This window comes from Sphingobacterium sp. IITKGP-BTPF85 (assembly GCF_001006065.1).
Taxonomy (GTDB): Bacteria; Bacteroidota; Bacteroidia; order Sphingobacteriales; family Sphingobacteriaceae; genus Sphingobacterium; species Sphingobacterium anhuiense.
Genome location: NZ_ASZT02000007.1, coordinates 15700 through 39655, shown reverse-complemented (window position 1 = coordinate 39655; position 23956 = coordinate 15700). Strand labels below are relative to the sequence as shown.

Annotated in this window: 17 protein-coding genes and 2 pseudogenes; 4 read left to right on the top strand and 15 right to left on the bottom strand. The window is 37.3% G+C overall.

Annotated features, from left to right (window positions below):
- Positions 1-137 precede the first annotated feature (137 nt).
- The 4 genes from L950_RS02440 to L950_RS02425 all read right to left on the bottom strand — a co-directional run bounded on the left by L950_RS02440 (position 138) and on the right by L950_RS02425 (position 2705).
- On the bottom strand, positions 138-1313 hold the full coding sequence (locus L950_RS02440; protein WP_197086180.1) for a tetratricopeptide repeat protein: 1176 nt from the start codon (positions 1311-1313) through the stop codon (positions 138-140).
- A 92-nt stretch (positions 1314-1405) separates the two neighbouring features.
- Positions 1406-1813, bottom strand: coding sequence for a KGGVGR-motif variant AAA ATPase (locus tag L950_RS02435; RefSeq protein ID WP_021191257.1), 408 nt, complete (start codon positions 1811-1813; stop codon positions 1406-1408).
- 1 nt (position 1814) lies between these two features.
- Positions 1815-2330, bottom strand: a complete 516-nt coding sequence (locus L950_RS02430) for a type II toxin-antitoxin system HigA family antitoxin (RefSeq protein ID WP_156169488.1) — start codon at positions 2328-2330, stop codon at positions 1815-1817.
- A gap of 9 nt (positions 2331-2339) precedes the next feature.
- A complete protein-coding gene (locus L950_RS02425; RefSeq protein ID WP_021191255.1) occupies positions 2340-2705 on the bottom strand; it encodes a type II toxin-antitoxin system HigB family toxin in 366 nt (121 codons plus the stop codon).
- Between the two features lie 470 nt (positions 2706-3175).
- Between L950_RS02425 and L950_RS02415 the strand changes: the two genes are divergently transcribed.
- Both L950_RS02415 and L950_RS02410 read left to right on the top strand, forming a co-directional pair.
- Positions 3176-4090, top strand: coding sequence for a helix-turn-helix domain-containing protein (locus L950_RS02415; protein WP_021191253.1), 915 nt, complete (start codon positions 3176-3178; stop codon positions 4088-4090).
- Positions 4091-4275: 185 nt separating this feature from the next.
- On the top strand, positions 4276-5523 hold the full coding sequence (locus tag L950_RS02410; RefSeq protein ID WP_021191252.1) for an MFS transporter: 1248 nt from the start codon (positions 4276-4278) through the stop codon (positions 5521-5523).
- Between the two features lie 521 nt (positions 5524-6044).
- Here L950_RS02410 and L950_RS02405 read toward each other — a convergent pair.
- The 3 genes from L950_RS02405 to L950_RS02395 all read right to left on the bottom strand — a co-directional run bounded on the left by L950_RS02405 (position 6045) and on the right by L950_RS02395 (position 10973).
- Entirely contained in the window at positions 6045-6494 is a 450-nt protein-coding gene (locus L950_RS02405) for a protein-disulfide reductase DsbD N-terminal domain-containing protein (RefSeq protein WP_021191251.1), read from the bottom strand.
- A 154-nt stretch (positions 6495-6648) separates the two neighbouring features.
- Positions 6649-9588: a M16 family metallopeptidase gene (locus L950_RS02400; protein WP_021191250.1), complete on the bottom strand. Its 2940-nt coding sequence runs from the start codon at positions 9586-9588 to the stop codon at positions 6649-6651.
- Between the two features lie 326 nt (positions 9589-9914).
- Positions 9915-10973, bottom strand: a complete 1059-nt coding sequence (locus L950_RS02395; RefSeq protein WP_021191249.1) for a succinylglutamate desuccinylase/aspartoacylase family protein — start codon at positions 10971-10973, stop codon at positions 9915-9917.
- 1071 nt (positions 10974-12044) lie between these two features.
- Between L950_RS02395 and L950_RS37020 the strand changes: the two are divergent.
- Together L950_RS37020 and L950_RS02390 are read left to right on the top strand one after the other, a co-directional pair.
- A pseudogene (locus L950_RS37020) lies at positions 12045-12281 on the top strand (TonB-dependent receptor plug domain-containing protein); the annotation flags it as partial.
- A gap of 12 nt (positions 12282-12293) precedes the next feature.
- A complete protein-coding gene (locus L950_RS02390) occupies positions 12294-13997 on the top strand; it encodes a TonB-dependent siderophore receptor (RefSeq protein ID WP_410528080.1) in 1704 nt (567 codons plus the stop codon).
- Positions 13998-14223: 226 nt separating this feature from the next.
- Here the strand turns inward: L950_RS02390 and L950_RS02385 are convergent.
- The 8 genes and pseudogenes from L950_RS02385 to L950_RS02365 all read right to left on the bottom strand — a co-directional run.
- A pseudogene (locus tag L950_RS02385) lies at positions 14224-15006 on the bottom strand (SusD/RagB family nutrient-binding outer membrane lipoprotein); the annotation flags it as partial.
- 227 nt (positions 15007-15233) lie between these two features.
- On the bottom strand, positions 15234-15467 hold the full coding sequence (locus tag L950_RS25675) for a hypothetical protein (protein ID WP_052764283.1): 234 nt from the start codon (positions 15465-15467) through the stop codon (positions 15234-15236).
- Positions 15464-16147: a hypothetical protein gene (locus L950_RS02380; RefSeq protein ID WP_156169487.1), complete on the bottom strand. Its 684-nt coding sequence runs from the start codon at positions 16145-16147 to the stop codon at positions 15464-15466. The genes L950_RS25675 and L950_RS02380 overlap by 4 nt, the downstream gene beginning before the upstream one ends.
- A gap of 44 nt (positions 16148-16191) precedes the next feature.
- Positions 16192-16695 (bottom strand): RagB/SusD family nutrient uptake outer membrane protein, encoded by a 504-nt coding sequence (locus L950_RS29230; protein WP_231576797.1) that lies wholly within the window; start codon positions 16693-16695, stop codon positions 16192-16194.
- Between the two features lie 32 nt (positions 16696-16727).
- Positions 16728-17819, bottom strand: a complete 1092-nt coding sequence (locus L950_RS02375; RefSeq protein ID WP_197086179.1) for a RagB/SusD family nutrient uptake outer membrane protein — start codon at positions 17817-17819, stop codon at positions 16728-16730.
- A 12-nt stretch (positions 17820-17831) separates the two neighbouring features.
- Entirely contained in the window at positions 17832-18548 is a 717-nt protein-coding gene (locus L950_RS29225; protein ID WP_197086178.1) for a hypothetical protein, read from the bottom strand.
- A gap of 89 nt (positions 18549-18637) precedes the next feature.
- Positions 18638-20968, bottom strand: a complete 2331-nt coding sequence (locus L950_RS02370) for a SusC/RagA family TonB-linked outer membrane protein (protein WP_197086177.1) — start codon at positions 20966-20968, stop codon at positions 18638-18640.
- 28 nt (positions 20969-20996) lie between these two features.
- Positions 20997-23861 (bottom strand): TIM-barrel domain-containing protein, encoded by a 2865-nt coding sequence (locus tag L950_RS02365; RefSeq protein ID WP_021191246.1) that lies wholly within the window; start codon positions 23859-23861, stop codon positions 20997-20999.
- Positions 23862-23956: the final 95 nt, after the last annotated feature.

The following is a 23956-nucleotide window of genomic DNA, read 5'->3' as shown; positions in this document are numbered from 1 at the left end:
TCAATACAACAATTAAAACAAAAATACTAAATTTTAAATCATATTTATCTAGAAAGAATTTGGAAATTTTCCACATCCATTTCTTCTACTTACCTCGTTATAAGTTAATAAAGAATTGGGCCTTAGCTTTCAATTCGTCAAATATTTTTTTGAGCCCCTTCCCACTTAACATCAATTTTATATTTATCTAAGATTTTTTTAAAATTTTCATCATTCATAAAGTAAAGATAAAACTCATCTTCATCTATCATTTGTTGAAAATCTTTATTAGTTAGTCCCAAAGAAAAAGCCAAATCTAAATTTTTATAAAACTCACGATAATTACCAATACTCCCATTCAACTCTGCTAATGTGGTATTTGCTAATATGTGTTGCGGATTCAGTTCTAAAGATTTATAAACAGCCTCAAAACCTTCATTATACCTCTTTAAAACACGTAAGCTGTTTGCATAACCATTCCAAAGGCTTGGATTTTCAGGGTCTTGATCAACTGCTTGTTGATAATACATTAACGACTTTTCATAATCCTTTTTCCTATAACTGATAATCCCAAGCATCGATAAAGATCCAATCACATTGGATTCAACCTCCATTTGATGCTCAAATAAATTTATAGCAACATCAAGCTTTCCTTGTTTCACAAAAGCATGTCCTTTGAAATATTCAGCATTATCAGCTAATTGCGGGTTTAGTGTCTCTGCTATCTCCAAATTCGCTATTGCTTCTGTACATAGATCAGCTTCAAGATATACAATGCCCAAATATAGATATGCAAAAGAAAATCGAGGATATAATTGAATTGCTTCTTTTAATAATGATATTTGATCTTCTCTGACTTTGCTTTTTTGAGCTTTTTCTACAAGCATATTTGCTCTCATAAAATTATCAAGCTCATCTACTTCTTGGCTATCAACCGCCACATCATGCGTGAGTTCCTGAAATAACTCCAAATAGTCTGCAGAGGTAACCGATTGACCTAATAAATCATCATTCCTGTGATGCATTCGAATCTCTTCTCGCATCTCTAATTCAGGTTCAGAATGAACAACAAATATTTTTTCAACTACGAAGTCCTTTATCTTCTTATGCTCTAATTTTTCATTCAAAATCCTTAATGCTGTACTTTTTGCATTCGCTTCCCTTGGTTTATCCTTAGCTTTAGTAAAATAAGGAATTCTAGAAAGCACAATGTTAATCTTAGGTACGGTATTTCTTAATGAATTTGAAGGTACAGCTAGTGAACAAAGCACCTGACCTATTCCATCAAGGTTTTCTGTATTATTCGCAGCAAACAACACAACTTCATCTGCCATAATAGACATGGTAACACCAGCGATATCTGTAATCCCTGTTCGAGAGTCAATCAATAAAACATCTGGCGACAGTTGGTTTTCGATCTGAAATTTCAGATTGAAAAGAAATCTACTCCTAAACTATCTTTTTCGTAAAAAAGCTTCGTCCAGTTAATATGGGATAGTTTTTTCCAATATTCTTCGCGCGTCGTATTACCAGCAGCAATTAAAGAAACCGTTCCTCCACCCTCATTGAAGGAATTAACTTCAGTGACATAATCTAAAATATTCTCTGGAACAATATTTTCCGTAGTAAACTTGTGGATATAATCTACCAAGCCACCTTTTATCCCGCTTTTCCCTATACTATCACTAAACTTGATATGTAAACCCGGAGCCTCGAGGTCAAAATCAAGCATACAAACCTTTTTGCCAAACTCTGCCAATCTATTGGCAATATTGGCCAATGCTAAGGAACGTCCTACCCCGCCTTTGTACGAATAAAAAGTTATTGTTTTCATATTAACAACCTATAGCAAATAGTGCTCCTTTTTCAGAGACTCTTTTTTTAAATAATGCAGTTTGAGCAGTATTGATATATTCAAAAAGCACACTTTCTGTAAATACAGTCAATGAGCTCTGTTTTTTTTCTTTTGAATTAGAAACTAATAGGTCATACTTCACGTTGAGTAAGTCTTGGTCCAAATGCAAAAACTCAGATAACTCGCGAATCATATTTTTTGAAAGCGCTCTCTTTTTATTCATAACCTCAGAAACGATTCCACTGCTCCCGATATAGGGTTGTAGATCTTTCTGTTTAAATCCCATATAGCTCATCTTAAGCTTAATGATCTCAACAGGATTACCTATGTTAATGTCTGTTACATCATTTTCGTAGGCTTCTATCCAATCTGAAAGCTGTTCAAATTGTTTGATGAGATCTTCGTTTTCTCCGAAATCTGAGCGATCACCGATTTCTTCCAACTTGGCAACTGCCAGGTTGTATTCCTCCTCATTTTTAAACATTTTCTTTTTCATCACTTTCATTTAAAACATTTCTACTGTGTACTGATTGTTCAGATTACAAAGTCTAGTATATTCGGCATGGGTACCAATCCATTTTATATAGATAACCCCATTTTTAAGCTTTTCGTGAAACTGATATTTTACTATAATCCGTAAATTATTACCTCGAATATCAATAACAGCCCGCTCGCTATTAGGGGTATCAGCTTTTGCATCAGCCTTTCCCAAAATATCCACCGCTTTTGCTCCAAAGGATTCTACAATATCTTGAGGTTTCCCCCAAGTTTGGGATTTTACAATCGACACCCAAGCTTCAAGAGCTTTCTTCTCTCTGGGATTAGTTTTGATATAACTATCAATAGAAGTAATTTTTATAATTCTCACCATACTGAAATACAGATCAATGGTCTTGCTCTTGACGACAAAGGTAATAATAAAAAACTCTCAAAAAGAGAGTTTTTTTATAAATTTACAATTTTATTTTAATAATGTTATAAGATATTACAATGTTGAGGGGTCTCATGCCAATTTTAAGAGCATGATAAAATTAATAAAGCTACTCACAAAGGAGGAAAATGCTCAAGGGGAATGAACTTTTAGATATATTTTAAGGATGAACATGAGCCTGCTTGGTAATTGAATATTCAGATAAATTATTCGAGGAACTAGTAATGGGTTTTAAAGGATTCAAGCCTACGGATATGGAAACTACAGAGTAATCACTCATTACAGGGCGGATATAAACATAAGATTTAGCTGGAGAATCCAAATTTTATGACATGTAGCTATATCTGCTATATTTTTTACTGGAAATAAAAATATTGTCTATGATCGTTTCAATTTCATAATTTTGCACTATGAGTAGAAAGGAAAGTGTATCCGAGTTTTATAGCCGACATGGACGTATCGATAGGGAAGCTCGCGGTTTTAATGTATATAATCGAGCGAATTTTTCTTGCGATAGCACCTCTCTCCCACCCAATCGCAGAGATTTTTATAAAATATCCATCATTACAAAGGGCACGGGAATTTTAAGTTATGCAGATAAATCCATTAGGATTGACAAACCATCTATTACATTTTTTAATCCGATGATCCCATACTCCTGGGAGCCAACCTCGGAAGATCAGGGCGGTTATTTCTGTCTTTTTACTGAAGATTTTATTACCCGCAACTTCAGAAACGAAAGTCTAGCCCAGTCCCCCCTCTTTAAAGTCGGCGGGGAGCATCTATTTTTTCCAAACACAGAGAATATTCATGTATTAAAAGGGCATTTTGAAAATATGATTCGCGAAATCCATTCCGATTATACACATAAATATGACCTTTTACGAAGCTATGTGCAGATCATTATGCATGAAGCTATGAAAATGCAACCGCCAGAAACGTTTTACCAACCTGCGAACGCGTCCGAACGCATTACAAAACTGTTTGTGGAATTATTAGAATTGCAGTTTCCAATCGATTCGCCAAGCCAGGCATTGAAATTAAATACCGCAAACGAATTTTCTGCTCAGCTAAATGTTCATACAAATACCTTGAACCGCGCTTTGAAGGAATATACAGGCAAAACAACTACGGAGTGGATCACGGAAAGGATACTTCAGGAGGCAAAAGCATTGTTACAATTTAGTAGTTGGGACATCTCTCAGATAGCATTCAGCTTAGGTTTTGAACATTCATCTAACTTTATCTTTTTCTTTAAAAAGCAAACCGCTGTTACTCCTTTACAATTTCGGAAAAACACGGGATCAGTATATATTAAAAAATAAAATAGCAATATAAAACTCATTGTAATTTTCTATTTAAAACAGCACTTTCGGATCATATATATATGTTTACAAATGAAAACAGTTAGGGTTGATATTGCTGTTTGTATTTCATTACGATCTGTTTGATTGTCATAACTTTTCATAGTTATTAAAAACGAGATTTGATCCATAATAAATTTGTTTTTATGGATAGTTTAAATTTAGGTAACAACAAATGTAAAGTTGTTACAAGGATAGATGCAGCTCCCTCAGGCTCCTATAATGGAGGACCGACCGCACCAGCATGGACTGCAGTGTTTTCCCTAACAATGGGCGTTTTTGGATTGTTGACGTCTGAGTATTTACCGGCGAGTCTCCTAACCCCTATGGCTTCGGAACTCGGGGTGTCTGAAGCTGTTGCAGGCCAAACGGTTACTGTTACAGCAGTTGCGGCATTATGTTCGGGGTTAATCTTACCAGGTCTGACACGGTCTTTGGACAGACGATGGGTATTACTTGCGTTTTCATTTTTAATGGTTATTTCTAATTTATTGGTCGCTTTTTCTTCCAGTTTAATAGTACTCCTCGTCATGCGAACATTATTAGGTGTTGCTCTGGGAGGTTTTTGGGCGATGGCGGCGGCAGTTTCAATGCGTTTAGTACCTGCGGCACTTGTCCCAAGAGCTCTTTCTATAATTTTTAGTGGCATAGCCGTTGGAACAGTGGTGTCTGTACCCTTGGGAAGCTACTTAGGCGGGATCTTGGGGTGGAGAAGTGCCTTCTATGCTGCTGCTGTAATAGGGGTAATCACACTGGTTTTCCAATGGTTCACCCTGCCTCGACTAAGACCCCATAAAACAGCAACCTCGGGTACAGTGTCCAGTGTACTTTTACGGCCAGGAATAGCTATAGGAATGGTAGGCTGTGTATTAGCACACATGGGGCATTATGCACTGTTTACCTACATACGTCCGTTTTTAGAAAGCACTATTTCGATAGGGCCTAATGGTTTAGCACTCATGCTTCTGGGATTTGGAGTAGCTAATTTTGCAGGGACGTTATTAGCCGGTAAACTACTGGAAAGAAGTTTGCGTAGAACACTGGTACTGATGCCAATGATCGTAGGTATCATAGCATTGCTTTTGGTAATGATTCCATCTTCTTTTGTAGGACATGCGCTATTAATTGCGATTTGGGGAATGGCTTTTGGCGGGGTTCCTGTAGCATGGTCAAATTGGGTTGCAAGAGCCGTTCCTGACCAAGCCGAAAGTGCCGGAGGCATGGTTGTGGCAGCCGTACAGGGGGCTATTGCAGCTGGCGCAGCCGCAGGGGGAATGTTATTTAACTTTACGGGAATTGTTGGTGTGTTTGTTACTGCCGGCGTCTCTATGCTTTTAGCTGGGCTACTAATCGAATTATGGGTTAAAGTCGGAAAATCTGGATATAATACATAGTAACATTGACTTCCACCACATTAACTTAAGTAGATATCTAAATGGATAGTAAGGCAATATTGTCAACGACACTGGCCATCATGATCTGGTAGGATATAAGAGTAGAAATCCAAAAAATCGCCAATATTATCAAGAAATCAATTAATTTGGCACAAAAAATGTATTATTAAATTAGGTTAATAATTGGTTAGATTAAAAACGCTTGAGTTTCCCAGACTCAAGCGTTTTTTTATATTACTATATAGATTCATTGAATGTAAATTATCCATCTTTATTACAATTGTTTACATAAAGATATAGCTAAAGTTCATTACTTATTTTTTGGATTTAAAACCTTTTATTTTTTTCTGGTTCTGCTTTTTAAATATAAAATAAGACCTGCCATAACAAAAAAAGAGGTTAAGCTATTCCAATAACAAAAATCTTCGTTTAAGAATAGTACTGAGCTACATAACTGCTATACTATTTATAAATACCATTAAAAATAGTTATAAGAAAAGGTAATTTTCACCTTTTCTTATTTATTTAATAGTCACAGCAAAGCTGTATTCGTCTGGAGGGAGACATTGGGAAGCATCGCATGCTTGCCACTCCACAGTGCCTTTTACTGTAGCTGTTCCTTTTTTAAGGCTTACTTTTTGTTGAAAAATAACTTCATTAGTAAAATAACCGACATCCATCTTGAAAACTTCTTCATGTTTTACTTTAGATTTTGGTTCTGCAGTTTTACCTGTCAACGCATAATCTGCAGCTTGAGCAAATTGGAAAGATGTGGGAATAGGGCCTCCATCTTTTACGTTTTGAGAATAAATATGCCAACCGTTCTGAATAGTGGCTTTAATAAATACAACAGCTTCTTTGCTATTCAGTTTTTTACTTGCTACAGTCCACTTTACTGGTTTGTGGATCTGAGCAGATGCTCCAGCTACCACAAATATGACAGCGGTAATCATTAATACTATTTTTTTCATTTTATACTAATTTAATTCAATCTATAGTGTCGATTTTTATGATTTCTTATCGCTTATGCAGCGTTACATTGCCTGCAATGTAACGCTGCATAAGCGAATCGTAAAATAACTTGGTCCCCTTACAAACTAAAATGTATCCGGCATAGATACGCTATTAGTACCCAAATATTTCACTTAGATCTAATTTTTTCACATCGCCAAGACTGGCAATATTGCTATCATTTAAGTCTTTTTCATCTCCTACGATACAATATGTGTACGGTTTTTGGCTGATATTTTCAGTATGAAAAGCTTTGAGATCTATATAAGAAAGTTGAGGTATTTTTTCATAAATGACTTTCCGAGAATCATCTGTAAGACCTAAACGCTGAGCACCCAAATAACTGGAAAGGATACTAGCACCGGTAACACGTTCGCTAGCTAATGACTTTAAAAGATTTGTTCTTACAGATTCCATAGCAACAGTAGACTCAGGCAACTCATTCAGGAGTTCATTCATACCACTTACCGCATCTTTAAATTTATCTGATTGTGTTCCGATATATGCTCCAACCATACCATGGTTTGCTTTCTTTTGGGGCTGACCATAGTAAGCATATGTTGTGTATGCTAATGCTTTTGATTCACGAAGAGTCTGAAAAACAATACTCCCCATGCCACCTCCAAAGTATCCGTTAAAAAAAGTGATGGTAGGCATCTGATTTTTATCAAATAATCCAGAATTTCTTTGCCAAAACACTTCTACCTGCTTCATTGAATATTGTGCAAATAAGACTTTATTTGCATTTGTTGGTTTTTCCACAAATTTTAGTCCTTTTTCTAATGAATAATATGAAGCATCTTTATCTTTCAATGGCTTTAAATCCACCACTAAATCAGCAACTGCTTTAGGGCCATAATATAAAATACGATGTTTTGCATTTGCTAAATTATGCAATACCTCAACTAGATCCTTAGGATTTAATGCGTCTAATTCTTGGTCAGTGAACGTATAATTAAAAGGATTTTTTTCGCCATAACGTGCATAAGCTTTTAAACCCTCCATGATAGTCGCTTTACTTTCCTTTGCATTTGCTCTGGCTTTTTTCAACCGCTCTATATAAGATTTGAATGCGGCATCATCTACGATACAGTTATGTAAAAGATCCTGTAATAAACTTACAGATTCTTTAAAATTACTGTTCAAGCCAGAGATGGAAACACTACTTTCTTCATTACCGGAGGAAACAGAAAAATCTGAAGCCAACTTATAGAACAATTTGCTAAATTCCTCGCTTGTTTTATCTTTTGTACCCAAAAATTCCAGGTAGCCTACTGCTATACCCAATAACTTATTATCCCATTTACCGAAATCAAAATGATAGGTCAGGCTAAAAAGTTCGTTATTTTTATTCTGAACGGTTAATACTTCTAAGTCTTGTAGATTTGATTTTGAAAGATCCTGCTCAAAATTTATCCATTGCGGTTTTATATCCTGCTCGGGCATCTCATTGATCTGTTTTAAAAATGCAGATTGCACATTTCTATTTACAGTGATCGGGGTAATAGCTGGTTTCTCTACTTTAGCTACATTCATGTCCTGCCCTTTTTCCTTCAGAATGGTCACATAGTTGACATCTGAAAGGTATTTATTTGCAAAATTTACAATGTCTTTTTTTGTAATCTTGGATAAACGGTCTGTATATGCCAGTTCGTTTGCCCAGTCTAGTTCTGATGTAAAACCTGACATCAACTGTTCCGCAGTTTGATTATAATTTTCGTACAGTTTAATCTGTGATTTCTTTTCATTATTGACAATTGAAGTAAGAAGGTCTTCTGAAAAATCACCTCTTTTTAATTTATCCAACTCCATTAATAAAAGTTTTTTAACATCTTCTAAACTCTGCCCTACTCCAGGATTTCCCTGAAGAATCAACATCGAATAATCCTTCAAAATATAAGGAAATGCTCCTGCACCTAGTAATTTTTGCGATTTCACAAGATCAAGATCAATCAGTCCTGCTGAACCATTTGTAAGCACATTGGCCATGAGATTTAAGATCTGTGCATCGGGACTAGCTGCACCCGGAAAGCGGAATCCCATCAAAATATATTCTGAAGATGGACCTACAATCGTTTTTGAAATCGGCTTCGTGATAGGCTGTTCTTTTTCAAAAGTATAAGCTGGAACAGGTTTACATTTCATAAATGAAAAAGCATGATCAATACGCTTGATTACATCTGTCGGATTAAAATCGCCTGACATAATGATTCCCATGTTGTTGGGAACATAATAGGTCTCATAATATTGACGGATTGCTTTCAGAGATGGATTTCTGAGATGTTCTACTGAACCCAGGACCGTTTGCTTTCCGTAATTGTTATTAGGAAACATTGCTGCAAAAATTGCCTCTATTGATTTTCTATTATCATTATCCAGACTGATATTCTTTTCTTCATAAACTGACTCAAGCTCGGTATGAAACAATCTCAGAATAGGATTTCTAAATCTTTCGGCTTGTACAGCTAAATACTTATCCATAACATTGTTGGGAATATCCTCTACATAAACCGTTTGCTCAAATGATGTAAATGCATTTGTACCCTTAGAGCCCATGCTGCTCATCAGTTTATCATACTCATTGGGAATCGCATATTTAGCGGCTTCGCCAGATACACGGTCAATTTCTTTATAGATCGTGGCACGCTCGGCATCATTAGTGGAATGATTATATTTTTCGTAAAGATTGTCTACCTGATCTAACAGCGGTTTTTCTTTTGACCAATCTAAACTCCCAAATTTATCAGTACCCTTAAATAACATATGCTCCAAATAATGAGCTAATCCGGTATGGTCTTTCGGGTCTGTCTTACTTCCGGCCTTAGTGGCGATATAAGTTTGTATACGGGGCTTTTTTGTATCTGGACTAAGAATTACCGTAAGACCATTCTTCAATTTGTAAAAACGAGTTTGAATGGGATCATTAGTAACATACTTGTATTGATAACCTCCTTCTGATGCTTCTTTCCATTGGTATTTATCTACCTGAGCGTAAGTACCCGTAGTAATAAACAATAGTGAGATAAAAGCTATTGTCTTTAGGTTTTTATTCATAATAAAGCTTTTGTTTTAAAATAGTGATATGAAAGTATAATGTAACACATTATTTTATAGCAATTATCGTAATTAACAATACAAAATACAATGCAAACACTAAAAAACAAGAAAAATCACTTATTTAAAACAGTAAAACAATAAAAAAACAGATCTCCACTTAATTAAGCAGGCTCTCAATTAATTTTTCTGTTTATGAGCAATAAATTAAAAGTTTGGTTGTGAAGAAGTTTGCTGAATAATTTTCTAAAGTTCAAAGAATGTGCTATTTAAAGCATTGATTTATTTTAACAGTAACAATATATTTTCTTAATATTCACAAACTCTTATTCTGAAAAATTATCATCAATACCAATGCAGCATAACGTCTCTCCTATGTTGACAGGGGGCGTACCGATTTTATAAAGAATCACTCCGGTTGCCGGTGCCAAAATTGTACTGATCTTATTACCGAAAAGATCCGTGATAAAACCGATCTCATCATCGCGTTGCACATGGTCGCCAGCCTTGATATTGCTATAAAATATACCTTGAACAGGAACCGAAATATATGCTTGTTTGGTATACCTGATCTTTTTAAAGGAAGTCGGACTAATATCTTTCTTATCATACATCTTCAAAGCAAATAGCATACGGTAAATAGCATCATTGGTCTTTGAGACTTCGTCTTTATTCCAGTAACCTAGTTTTCCAATTTCTATGCTTAATGCAGTAATCCCTTGACTGACGGCTTGCTTAAAAGCATAAATCGCAGGTTGATGAGCATTGAGAATATAGGGATAGGACACAATTATATCAAACCCACTAATCTCACTGAGATGAGCAGCCTTTTTAGTCTGTGCCTTGAACTCTTCATTATTATAATAACATATAAAAGGAATAAGATCTTCTCCTACATCTCCACCGTGCATATCCAAAAGCACATCTGTTGCGCTAAAAACTTCGCGTGTAAGAAAATCTGCCATCACCTCAGTAATGCTGCCATTGGGATGACCTGGAAAAACCCGATTCAGATTCTTTTCGTCCATTGGATTTACGAATGGAGTACGGCTATAAAAAGATGGTACATTGGCAATTGGAATTATAATTAGATTTCCCTTTAATTTTTTAGGATCTATTTCTTTACGCAATTGCAATAGCGACAATATGGTCGGATATTCCATTCCATGAATCCCGGCTATAATGGTAAAAGTAGGTCCCTTTTCTGAACCGCTAACCAATGTGATAGGAATAGGTACAGTTCGTTTATCTCTAGTAGTTAACTGAAAAGTAGTATCGGTTATAACTGATTTTTCTTGATCTAAAATACGCCGTATACTTAATTTCTGTGCCTTTAAAGATTGAAAAGTGATCAGGATAAATATCAAAAAAGAAAAATGCTTCATATAAGTGCCTGCTAATGCAATGATGTTGCAAATATATTGAAAAGATTAAAAAAATCAATTATATTTGCATCGGTTTAACATATTATCACATCGCTTTTGAAATCATTCACAACAATATTGCTATTGATCTGTATCGTTATGATGAGCTTAAGCAAACTTTTTATAGTTGTGAGTTTTTATGCAAACCGTTCCGAAATAGCTGCAAAGTATTGTGTAAATAAAAATACAGTGACAATGCACTGTAACGGTAACTGTTTTTTGATGAAGGCTTTGAAAAAAGAAGGCCAAAGAGAAAAAGATATTCAAGAAATTTTCTCCAAATCTACCTTATTAATTTGTCATAGTTATTTCCCGATATTAAAAAAAACCGTCCTTCTACAATTTTTGACCAAAGTTATTCACTACTTACTGATGTCCCTTTGTGGAAACTAAATCTCTACAACCGGTTACTAAGACCTCCTACTATCTATACCACATAATTATATTTTATAGCAAATTTGCTAAAAGTCTGCTACCAAAAGTTGTACAATTTAATTATAGGTACGCATTTTCTTATCTCAAATACTTAAAAATAAAAATCGTAAAGGAGTTGCCTTTATTCAATAGAATTTATTGATAAGGGATATAGCGCTTTGTCCTTAACGAGAAGGAAAAATTGCACATACGTGCTTCGCACAACACTATAACATTCAAAATTAGCACATTCATTAGTTAAAATTCAGGTAAATACACGACCAGCTATTTTGATACGTACTGCGAACAATTTAAAATATTAAACCAACATTGATCTAATAGACACAACTCTAAAAAAGTTGTATTCAAAATTTTTCAACTATTTATAATTCAACATCCGTAACTCATGTCTTTACGTCCAATATATTTTAAACTCTTCTTAACCCATGCAATCGTCTCTTTCCTTTTTACCTGTAGAGTAACCGCACAAACTACAGACTCCCTTAAATTAAACCGGTTAGATTCCGCATATGTGAAAGGCCGTATCAGTGATAAAGACAGGTCTAGCTTTCAGACTGCACGTTTAAATATTCATGATCATGAAATCCACAAGTAACGACGAGCGTGGGAATAAAACTTACGCAGAATAGAAATTATTATACACAAACAGCTATGCTGTCTAATGCAACCGGAGTGACGCCAAGCTGGGCGGGACTAGCTCCCAATTTTTCAATCCGCGGTTTTAGAACTAGAAGTAATTTTAGAAATGGCCTAAATGCTTATTTACAATATAGCGATGATAATAGCAACATACAACAGTTAGACGTGGTCAAAGGGCCTAGCGGCACCTTATTTGGAGGCGCTAATATGGTTTTTGGAGGACTCATCAATGTGGTTACATATGTTCCCGTAGACAGTACTTTTACCAATTTCTCACTTACAGCAGGAAATAATAATTTTCAGCGTGCAAGTTTGGATGTCAATACTGTTTTAGACTCCAGCCATAATCTGCTATTCAGAATGTTCGGCACCTATGTAAACAGAAAAAGCTTCCAAGATCAAGGTTTAAATAAAAACATATTTTTATCTCCAAGCTTTAACTATCAAATAAATACCAAGTTAAAAGTAAAACTTGAAGCTGAGTTTTTAAGGAAAGAAGCGACCAATAATCCATTATTTACTCCGGGAAATCCTAAATTAAATGGAAAATTAGTGAATATAGAAAATTCAAGAAATTTAATGCTTGACTACAATAGATCGTATACAGATAATAGCATATTATGGAAAACAACATCTATTAATCTTTATGGTAAAGTGACTTACTTAATATCTGATAAGTGGCAATCAGAAACGAACGTTGCCACAACTTATGGCACTTCAAGCGGTGATTACCAAACCAACTTATTGACCAATGATAATAATTCAGTAGCAAGAAGAGTATTACGTTATGATGCGGAAGATATCACTAACCACCAAGTACAACAAAATTTCATTGGCAATTTCAGTATTGGTAATTGGTACAATAAACTCCTAATAGGTCTTGACTATTATCATTACAATTATACAGCAAACTATAAAAATGCTGGATACATAGATACAGTTTCTATTAGAAACCCTTCTTTATCGGCAAACTTATTTAATGTAGATCTTATTAATAAATTGGTTATTTCTAAGCAACCAAGTCACACAATAGCACCTCAAAATACGTATGCTGCCTATGTTTCAAATGTCCTTAAACCATTTGATGCGCTATCAATCATGTTAAGTGTCAGATATGACCGATTAATAAATAGTGGTACGAAAGATTTAGTATCACAGACCACTACGGGTGCATTTAATCAAACATCTGTAACACCTAAGATCGGTTTTACTTATCAGTTCATACCTAAAGTATTTACTTTATTTGGCAACTACATGAGTGGTTTCCAAAACATTGCGCCCACAAGCATCAACGGTATATTGTACAGTTTCAAACCGCAGTACGGTAGCCAGTGGGAATCAGGTCTAAAAATTTCTTCCCTGCATCAGTTGTTGGAAGCGACAGTAAGTTATTACGATATTAATATCCGCAATACTGTTATGGCAGATCAAAACGATGCTACAAAATATATACAAGGTGGTAGGCAGTATAGCCGTGGAGTAGAAATCGACATCCAGACGGAACCTATAAAAAATTTATATTTACATGGCGGAGCTGCTTACAATGACAGTAAAATAACAGAAGCAGAAGATGCAACAAAAGGTCTAAGGCCAGTTAATGCAGGACCTAAATGGTCAGCTACATGGTATGCAAATTACCAATTTCCAGTAGATGGTGATAACAAATGGACGGCAGGTATTGGAGGAAATTATATCGGACAGGATTTAATAATCAACAGCAAAAAAGCTGGAAGTTTTTCCACAGATGATTATACACTTTTTAATGGTATGGTCAGTTATCAATACAAAAAGTTCAAATGCAATTTTACGGCAGACAATATTTTTAATAAACATTATTATTACGGAGGGAGAGGGTTTATTACTCAGGGCAATTTACGTCAGTATAACTTAGCTTTAAGTTTACATTTCTAAAAAAGGTACACCCTCCTCATAATAGAAAAAAATCGAATAGATAATATGAGTCCTGTAATTGTAGATTTACTATGCTTAAAGGGTTTTGAAATCACAGATCTCCTTTCGCTATTTAAATAAATATTTAGATTTCAACTACAGGGATTCAAAATATAACTATTCAAAATTTTATCAATCTCAATTAAAGTATAACGGCCAACAAAAATGTTGCGTTATACTTTAATTTTTATTGTTTGTCCCACCAAACGCGAGATGTCATCTGGTCTCCTTTATCCAATCGGCTAACGGCCTGCTGGTAATTAGTTGCATTGACTGTTCCTTCTTCTGTTGGATAGGTAAATCTTCTTGGAATGGTACCGTTTGTTGCATTACCAATATAATTAACCTGCTTTAATACCGGATATCCTGATCTTCTCCAGTTAGCAAAAGATTCATACTCATCCGAAAATGTATTAATATAGTATTGTGTATTGATCTGCTCCAATGCCTTAGATTCAACAAATGGATTTTGTGTTAAATAACGTGCTATTGCACCGTCATCTATACCGGCTATACTAAATTGGACAAATTGCTTCATCGCAGCTTGGACTCCTGCTTCATAATAGTTTTTAGCTGAACCAGATATCCATCCTCGATGTGCTGCTTCAGCTAACAAAAGCTGATTTTCTGCATAAGTCACTAAAAATGTAGGTGCATCTAGACGAGCATAAGTATATCTATTGACAACAGAGTATTTATTCATTGCTCCAGGATACAGTGGATAGTCTTCAATAAAAGTCGCTCCTCCTTTTATCTCATCATAACCATTAGGCATGCCGACTTGTTTACTCGCAGCGGTATCACCTCTTGACCAACGGGAATCATCTACTTTAATAGCAGGATCTGCTACAACAGTTGAAATGAATCGTAATCTTGGATCATTCGTATTTTTCAATAAATTGATGAACGATTCACTCATGCGGTAAGCATTAGGATCTTCGTGCGCGTAAATCTTGGCGAATGGTTCTGCACTATTGTTTGCTGTAACCGCACCTAAACGCCAAAATAAAAGGTCTAATTTTCATTAGACCTTTTATTTTATAATAACTATTGATACTACGATCAATCTATCTCTAGATTGAAAAATTTTGCTAAACGGATGCGCAGTAGATTGTAGCATGGCAAGATCAAACAATCTTGATTTACGTTTTTCCGTATGTGTTGTTTTGGAAAAATTAAAATAAGCAATTCCCATTTTTAATCGCTCGATTCTAAACTTTCCCGATAAGCTTTACTAATAAAATTATAGGTCAACATGGCGGCACCTTCTTGCGAAAGAACAGGATCTCGTAAAACGGCCAGTTGCATGGTATTTTCATTCAACGACATAATGCGAACATCGCCCCAATCGACCACGATACCATCTTGAGGTTTACCATGTAAGGGTGTTGCATCAACCATGCGGATCGTCTTCTTGTCCGTATCAATCATAAAGGATCCTTTTGCTCTCTACCAAGCATATTGTGGTTGACAATGATATTGGCACCTCCTTTTAAATTAAAAGTCATTTCTCCATAATCACCCGCTGGCATAAGCCAGGTATTTTCTTTCCAGGTGGGATCCCAAAGCCAAGAATCGCTATTAAGAGGCTTTCCTTGCTGGTTGACATTGCCCCACCAATCTCCTGTTCCATAAAAATATAACGGCCCTTTAAAAACTCTAGACAGTCCATTTTGATCTAGATCCAGATACCAGGTTTTCTCTTCTCCTGCTCCACCTGCCAACAGTGTCCAGGTTTCGTCACTGATAAACTCGGCATACATATCCTCTACCTTAAAAGTGGCAGGTTCTCCATATACAATACCACCGCGGGTTTCAACACCGAACTTCACTTTGTATTCTCCAGGGAATGGAATATTCAGGGTAACCTTTTTATCTTGGCTACGTCCCTGAGGATGCTCCCACAGGGGTGTATATTTTGCATCCACCAAACTGGTCAAATAAATAATATTGGGATTCGAAGCATCATGTTCAATTTTATACGATACGCCCTCTACGATCTGGCCCGGTGCAATATCGATATCCCCTAATTCATATTTTTCAGGAGTACAGGCTCCAAACAGAACTATTCCAATAAAGAAATAGATGCTATACTTTACTATATTTTTCATCTTTGTACAATTTTTATCAAAGCAAAATTTAACGATCGGTTTTACTAATTCCATCCGTCATTTTGTTTTAGCACGCCATTCGATAGGGTAATCTGTTTATTAGGAATCTGCATAAAACCTCTTGTCTTTAAGAAGTTCTCTTTTTTAACGGTGACTTTTTCAGGAACAGAACCACTGAGCACATCTTCAGAAGTTTCCAGTATGCCCGCAGCATTATTTAATCCTTGTCTTAAAACGTCCCAATAACGAATTCCTTCGAAGGCAAACTCAAATTCTCTTTCTCTTAAAATAGCAGCCTTGGATACAGCGGCAGCTGTGAAGTTGTTTTTGTACGCTCTTTTTCGCACATCATCAAAATATTTTTGAGCATTGCCCGAACCCAGCTCTGCAGCCATCAGTAATACATCGGCATAACGGATCACAAAATAATCTTGATCTTGAGAAAGCTGCATATCTTTCTCTCCCCCCGTATTGGTCGTTCCGTCCGGTAAAGCGGTTGGCGCATATTTCTTTACGGTATATCCGGTATATTCACGTTGATCTCTCAGATCAAAATCAGTAATGCCCTCGCCATCGATGTCTATGATAGAAGCTTGTTTTCGCGTATCATTATTACTAAATTTATTAAAGAAGTTTTACTAACGGTACAGGCGCCCCAGCCTTGACCATAAGGAGACCAGCTTTTACCCCTTAGTCCTAAGAAAACGACCCAGCGATTGCCATCGACATAACCATTATAGTTGGAGGTATTATTGAACTTCTGTGCAAATACCACTTCTGAATTCCCTTTTCCGATATACTTGGATATATCTAACGAGTTGTTGGTTTTGTTGGGAACATAACTCGCTGCCGGCCATAGCGCGCTGAAGTTTTGTACTAAAGCAAACTGCCCACTGCTGATCACATCTTCTAATCCGGCGAGTGCTTCGGCTTTAGTGACACCTATATCTTCAGTACCATAGTATCCGGTATAAAATAAATAGACACGTGCTAATAATGCTTTTGCCGCTAAAGGCGTTGCCCGACCATCATTGGTTCCTGCTGCCGATTTTGGATAGGCATCTGCAGGATTATGACTTGCTGCAAACTTAAGATCTTCGACGATCAGTTTGTATACATCCTTAGGATCTGCTTGGGGTATATTTTCATTAGTAGCACTCGTTAGCAAAGGGACTTTTTCAAATAAACGTACCAGATCAAAGTACATCAAGGCGCGTAAAAATTTTGTTTCCCCCTCAATCCTTGCTCTAGCAGCGGTTTGATTAACAAAGTCTGTCCCATCCAATTTACCCAAAAGCGTATTCGTTCTAAAAATACCGGCATAATAATCTGACCAGGTACCATCAAAAATATTGTTATCCGAAGAGGATTCTGAAATATCAAATCGATCGATCGCTTGAAACGCACGCCCATCTGTGGTACCTGTACCGCCAAAACACTGGTCTGCGGCAACCTCAGCTGTTAAATAAAAGGACTGACTACCATTGGATACAGTACGCTGATAACCATCGTAACAACCCACTAAGGCCATATCTGCATCGGCTACTGTTTTATAGAAATTACTTTCTAAAACACTTGTCATTGGCTCGACATCGAGAAAACTGGAAGAACAAGAGTTGAACAGTAAGGCCGACATTAAAAAAGAACTGTATATGAAATGAGATTTATTCATGATTTTTAGTGTTTAAAATTTAACGTTTAGACCGAACAAGACACTTTTAGGTCGTGGATAATAACCTAAGTCTATACCTGAAACCCAACCATCTGTGCCGTAACCGATTTCGGGATCCATACCGTCGTATTTGGTGAACGTGAATAGATTTTGACCCTGTACGTAGAAGCGGATCTGATTGGTGAATTTCCAGCGGAGAACTTTGGATAGATCATAACCCAATGTAATGTTACTGATGCGCAGAAAATCGCCATCTTGCAGGTAGAGATCGGAGAATTGCCAGTTGACATTAGTTTCGGTAACCCTTGGTATGGTATTGGAAGTGCCTTCACCAGTCCATCTGTCCAAGATCCGTGTGGTGTAGTTTCCTTGTTTGTTCGCGTGGTTGCGATAGGACTGTACGATCTTGTTTCCTACTGATCCATAGGCCTGTATTGAAAAATCAATTCCTTTATAATCTAAGCCTAGATTAAATCCATAAGTAAAACTTGGCATACCTACACCGAGATTTACTTTATCGGTTGCATTTATAACACCATCGCCATTTTGGTCTACATACCTGACATCACCTGGTCGTACGTCTGCCTGTAGAACACCCTTTCCGGCATCTCTCCATGCATCAATTTCGGCTTGGTTTTGAAATAAGCCATCGGTTTTATATCCCCAAAAATATCCAATCGGCTGACCGTTTTCGGCACGATAAAACTCTTCGGAGTTGTCATAAAGCATAGCTGTTCGACCATGAATAATACCGTCTTCAGTCGGAATCTGACCAACTTTATTTTTGTTATAAGCACCATTGACACCAAAGTTATATTTCAGTTCATTGACGCGGTCAGACCAATTGACCGCAAGTTCAACCCTGTATTCTTGACGTCTCCACCATTGATAAAAGGTGGCCTTGTACCTGTTGTGGCCAGTACGGGCGCCGTAACCAACCAGTCTTTAGTTGTTTTTATATAGAAATCGGTAACAATGTCCAAACGATTATTGCTAAATTTTGCGTCTATACCAATATTGGTCTGCTCGGAAGTTTCCCATGTCAGGTATGGATTAGATAACCGGCTTGGATAAGCTCCAGCGATATTGTTATTGCTTGTTCCAAATACATAGTGCGCTCCGGGGTTGCCAGAAGTGATACCCGTTGAAGTACTTATCGGCGAAGCGTACTGAAAATCATCGATATCTTGGTTACCTACCTGACCCCATGATGCTCGAAGTTTAAAAAAGTTTATCGCACTTAAGTTGTCTTGAAAAAAATCTTCAGAAGAGATCACCCATCCGGCAGATACCGAAGGAAAATAACCCCAACGGTTGTCTTTGGAGAATTTGGATGAGGCATCGGCTCTTAGGGTTGCATTTAAAAGATACTTCTCTTTGTAATTATAACCCATACGTCCAAAATAAGATACCCTGCGGGTAATATTCTCCGGTTTACCAGCCACTGTGCGGGTTTCTACAACATTACCTTTCTCATCTAAGTGCGCCTGACCTGTGGTATTATCCAAGTAAGCATGCGAAAAATCATTGAACTGCGATAATAGATTCCAATTGGAAGCAGATAGATATGTTCCTTGATAACGCAATGATTCCATACCCACCATAGCTGAAAACCGGTGATCGCTATTGATACTAAAATCATAGGATGCTGTATTGGTCCAGGTCAGCGTATGACCTTTGCTCATGTTCTGAGAAGTTGTCGTATGATCTTCGTTGTAGGTGTAAATTGAAAAGCGGTACATGGGCGTAAAGCTTCTGTATTCGGATGCATAATAATTGAATCCCAACAGCGACCTGACTTTCAAACCCTTGATTGGTTCAATTTCAGCAAAAACATCGGCCAGCAGTTTCTGACCATCATTGCTATTATTGGAATTGGTCATCATACTACCATAGGGATTACCGTCTCCATTGTACCAAGGCGAATTGGAAGAATCATTAAATGGACTTCCAAAAAGACCATTGTCCGAATAGACGGGAGACAATGGCGATGTGCTAAATGCGCCACGTAGCGTATTGCTGTACTGATCGCCAACACTTACACCTCTATTTTTTATGTAGTTGAAATTGAGATGCTGTCCTATTTTTAGAAAGTTATTCAATAATTTATGTTCCGAATTACTGCGGAAGCCATAGCGTTCGTAGTTGGAAACATCCTTGCCCCCAACAATCCCTTCTTGCGCAACATAATTTAAGGACATCGCATAGGTTGACTTTTCCGATCCACCGGTTAATCCAATATTATAGTTATCCATCCGGGCATTGTCTTTAAACATGTGGTCCAACCAACTGGTATTGGCTAAACCTTCCATACCATCAAAATTGATAACGGATGCCCCAGAATTAAGCGACTGTTCATTCATGATGACTTTATACTGGTCGGCATTCAATAGTTTTGCTTTTCGGGCTACATTCTGAATTCCGGTAAAGCCATCAAATGACAAGATACTTTTACCGGCGGAACCCATTTTTGTGGTCACTAAAACAACCCCGTTTGCGGCCTGAGATCCGTAAATGGCAGCAGATGCAGCATCTTTTAAGACATCTATCGACTGAATATCTGCCGCATTTAACACCGAAATATCTCCGCCCGGCACACCATCTATCACATATAATGGTCCGGAGTTGCCTATTGTACCTAAACCGCGAACGACAACTTTCATGTCTGCTCCCGGTTGCCCTGAGGTCGATGTGATGGATACACCCGGTGCCTGTCCTTGAAGTGCCTGTAGCGGATTGAGCTGATTACGTTTTTGCAGATCTTCGCCTTCTACTTTAAGATTTGCTCCTGTATTTAATTTCTTTTTTTGTACACCATAGCCAATGACGACCACCTCATCCAGATCGGATACCAATGGTTGTAGACGAATGACCAGATCTGTACCTGAGGCAGCAATTTCTTCTGTTTTATAGCCGACATAGGAAATGACCAAGATCGTTCCTTTTGCTGCAGGTATGGAAAATTTCCCAGATTCATTACTACTTGTTGAGGTTGCCTGATTTTTCACTTTAATACTTGCGCCCCCGATTGGCAAGTTGGAATCAGCAGAAACTACTGATCCCGAAAAGGATTGTGCACAGACAACTGAGGTCATGCCCGTCATGACGACGACGGCAATTCCCTTTTTAAACAATTGCTTACTTATCATATAATTTAAAATTTAAAATCGGTTGTATTTATTTTAATTTAACCTGTAGTGTTTTTCCGGAATAAGAAATCATCTTTGATTTTTTGGCCTGTATATCAATACCGGCGCCGTGAGCAGGATCAACAAAAATGATATTGAATTTTCGATCCTTTAGCATACCAGCAAACGAACCAGCACGGTCTGCTAACACGAGCGTTTTTGTGCTGTTGTCATAGGTCATATCGATACGGCTATATTGTCCTTTCTCGTAATTATAATTGATTCCTTCATCTTCATATAGCGTAAATTCACCATCGGCACCATCGTAAACATACAGGTTGATCAGATCTTGTTTTTGCTCAGTTGTAAACTGAATGGTTCTGCCTACTGGCAATATTGATCCTGCTTTTACAAATACGGGCATACGCTCATAAGCAGCTTCTGCTGTGATATCTTGTCCTCCCTGACTCATTTTGCCCGTATAGAAATTGTACCAATCTCTTCCTTCGGGTAAATGAATGACTCTCGAAGTGGCTCCCATTTCTGTCACTGGGCTGATCAATAAGGATGGTCCCCACAGGTACTGGTCATTAATATTAAACCCCTTCTGATCTTTGGGAAAGTCCATTGCCAATCCACGAATCATCGAGTAGTCTTCAAAAAATGTCTTTGCAGCTATGCTGTAATTGTAAGCCAGAAGTTTATAGCGCAGATTGATGTAATAAACCATGCTTTTATATGCAGGATGATCTTCTGGCGCTATATTAAAAGGTTCGCGAAATGGAAATTGACCATGCGCGCGGAATATAGGCAGGAAAGTGCCATACTGATACCATCTGGCATTCATTTCGCGCCATTCTTCCTGATCTACAGGATTGGGCTTATGAAATCTATTCTCTACTAAAAAGCCACCGGCATCCATCGTCCAGTAAGGCGTACCAGACATTGAGAAGTTGATTCCAGCAGCAATCTGATCCTTCATATCATGCCATCTTGAAGCTATATCGCCACTCCATGCTGCTGCCGCATAGCGCTGCTGGCCCGCAAAATAGGAACGTGTCAAAATAAATACGCGTTTATTGGGATCTGTTTCGCGCTGTCCCTCATAGATTCCTTTCGCATTTTGAAGTGGAAATGCATTGTAATAGCGGACTGATGATCCGATATTTGGCTGAAAGACAGATTTGCGTTCATTCAGATCGATATTTGAATGTATATCAGGTTCACTGGCATCCATCCACCAGGCATCGACGCCAATTTGAAAAAGATTTTTGTCTAATAATTGCCAAAATCCATCGCGTGCTCCTTTATTGAAGGGATCATAAAAAGTCGATGTATATCCTTTTCCGATCCAGTCTTTCCGTCCGTCATAAATATTTCTGGTGTAAATCCATTTATTGTCGCTGAACTGTTTGTAGACGCTAGATTCTTCATTGATCTTAGGCCATGCCGAAATCATCAACTTATAATTTTGATCATGTAATCTTTTGATCATCCCTGCTGGATCAGGGAATCGCGTCTTATCAAACTGCTGGCTTCCCCAGTCGTGCTCTGACCAATATGACCAATCTTGTACGATATTGTCGATGGGAATTTTTCGGTTTCGAAATTCTGTTGCGACACTTTCAATCTCCGCTTGCGTTTTATACCGTTCGCGACTTTGCCAATAACCAAAACTCCATAGTGGCATAATCGGTGCTTTTCCTGACACGTGGCGATATCCAGAAACGACTTCATCCATCGATTGACCATGTACAAAGTAATAATCAATCGCATCACCGGCTTCAGAGTTAAAAGAAAACACATTTTTACGCTGCTCTGGAATAGGGCTTTGCCAATTTAAAGTAAAATAAGATTCTCCCCCATCTGGCAACCATTCGATACGAATATCATGATCCTCTTCTCGTTTAAATTGCTGTTCAATTTCAAAGGTTCCTGCATTCCAGGATTGTCTCCACCGATCAGCGACCAATTGTCCATCAATCCACACTTTCATGTAACCCGAGTATTTAAAATGGAGCACATGTTTTCCTGAATAGGGAGAAGATATACGGCCTTCGTAGATAACTTTACTGTCTACGAGTTTGACATCTTTGGGAAACTTATGCTGATCAGTTAGGTAACTATATTCGATAATTGATTCGGGACGTGACAGGAAAACTTCGTCATCTTTATGCTTATTCACATAGGTTGCTGTCAACCACCCTTGCTCGCCCTCTTTCGAAGTTAATTTAAACGCATTTAGGGGCAGAAAAGCACGTGTATCTCCAGCTTTGGTGATGGAATAGTTGTGCCATAAAAGCCCATAATTGTTTGTCGAAACTAAAAAAGGAATTCCAATTTCGGTATTATATTGCAACAGAGTCACCTGTTTACCGCGATTGTAGTTCATAATCGCATTTTGATGCTGACCTAGTCCAAATATACCCTCAGCGGTGTCTACAATAAAATCTTGATTTAATCGATAAAAAGGATCTCCATTATAGCTGTCGGGAATGAATGCATCGGCATTTCTTTTTGATTCACTAAAAATTCTCTTACCTGATAAATCAAAAAATTCGACTTTCCCGCTCACCAAAGAAACTTTAGCGATAAGATCCGATGTTGTTAAGTTGATCGTCGAATCTGTTGGTTGTACATGAAAGGATTTGAGCTGACGTTGCAAAGAATCGACGACCACCAAACTTGCTTGTGATGGAAATGGATCTCCATAAGGAAGTGCAGTGACGCGGATGATTTTATCCGTGATCACATCCAGATAAACATCTTGATCAATGGCACTTTCAGATCCCTTGAAACTGACCTTGACACCTGATTGGGTTTTTATAAAATTGGATTTATTCACTTGCGCATTTCCATTATGGACAAGTGCAAAAAGCATAATACCGCTCAGAGCAAACTTTAGGTTTTGCATATATAAATAATTACTGGTTTAATTTTGGTTATTCCCTTTTACCTTATGATTGGTAGGATCAAATATAGCGCAGTAGTTATTTCCAGGAGGGGGTG

What these genes read in the sequence shown, in the direction of transcription:
- L950_RS02440 (WP_197086180.1), bottom strand. Translation starts at nt 1,313, where the DNA reads ATGGCAGATGAAGTTGTGTTGTTTGCTGCGAATAATACAGAAAACCTT.
- L950_RS02435 (WP_021191257.1), bottom strand. Translation starts at nt 1,813, where the DNA reads ATGAAAACAATAACTTTTTATTCGTACAAAGGCGGGGTAGGACGTTCC.
- L950_RS02430 (WP_156169488.1), bottom strand. Translation starts at nt 2,330, where the DNA reads ATGAAAAAGAAAATGTTTAAAAATGAGGAGGAATACAACCTGGCAGTT.
- L950_RS02425 (WP_021191255.1), bottom strand. Translation starts at nt 2,705, where the DNA reads ATGGTGAGAATTATAAAAATTACTTCTATTGATAGTTATATCAAAACT.
- L950_RS02415 (WP_021191253.1), top strand. Translation starts at nt 3,176, where the DNA reads ATGAGTAGAAAGGAAAGTGTATCCGAGTTTTATAGCCGACATGGACGT.
- L950_RS02410 (WP_021191252.1), top strand. Translation starts at nt 4,276, where the DNA reads ATGGATAGTTTAAATTTAGGTAACAACAAATGTAAAGTTGTTACAAGG.
- L950_RS02405 (WP_021191251.1), bottom strand. Translation starts at nt 6,494, where the DNA reads ATGAAAAAAATAGTATTAATGATTACCGCTGTCATATTTGTGGTAGCT.
- L950_RS02400 (WP_021191250.1), bottom strand. Translation starts at nt 9,588, where the DNA reads ATGAATAAAAACCTAAAGACAATAGCTTTTATCTCACTATTGTTTATT.
- L950_RS02395 (WP_021191249.1), bottom strand. Translation starts at nt 10,973, where the DNA reads ATGAAGCATTTTTCTTTTTTGATATTTATCCTGATCACTTTTCAATCT.
- L950_RS02390 (WP_410528080.1), top strand. Translation starts at nt 12,294, where the DNA reads ATGGTTTTTGGAGGACTCATCAATGTGGTTACATATGTTCCCGTAGAC.
- L950_RS25675 (WP_052764283.1), bottom strand. Translation starts at nt 15,467, where the DNA reads ATGATTGATACGGACAAGAAGACGATCCGCATGGTTGATGCAACACCC.
- L950_RS02380 (WP_156169487.1), bottom strand. Translation starts at nt 16,147, where the DNA reads ATGAAAAATATAGTAAAGTATAGCATCTATTTCTTTATTGGAATAGTT.
- L950_RS02375 (WP_197086179.1), bottom strand. Translation starts at nt 17,819, where the DNA reads ATGAATAAATCTCATTTCATATACAGTTCTTTTTTAATGTCGGCCTTA.
- L950_RS29225 (WP_197086178.1), bottom strand. Translation starts at nt 18,548, where the DNA reads ATGCTTTATGACAACTCCGAAGAGTTTTATCGTGCCGAAAACGGTCAG.
- L950_RS02370 (WP_197086177.1), bottom strand. Translation starts at nt 20,968, where the DNA reads ATGATAAGTAAGCAATTGTTTAAAAAGGGAATTGCCGTCGTCGTCATG.
- L950_RS02365 (WP_021191246.1), bottom strand. Translation starts at nt 23,861, where the DNA reads ATGCAAAACCTAAAGTTTGCTCTGAGCGGTATTATGCTTTTTGCACTT.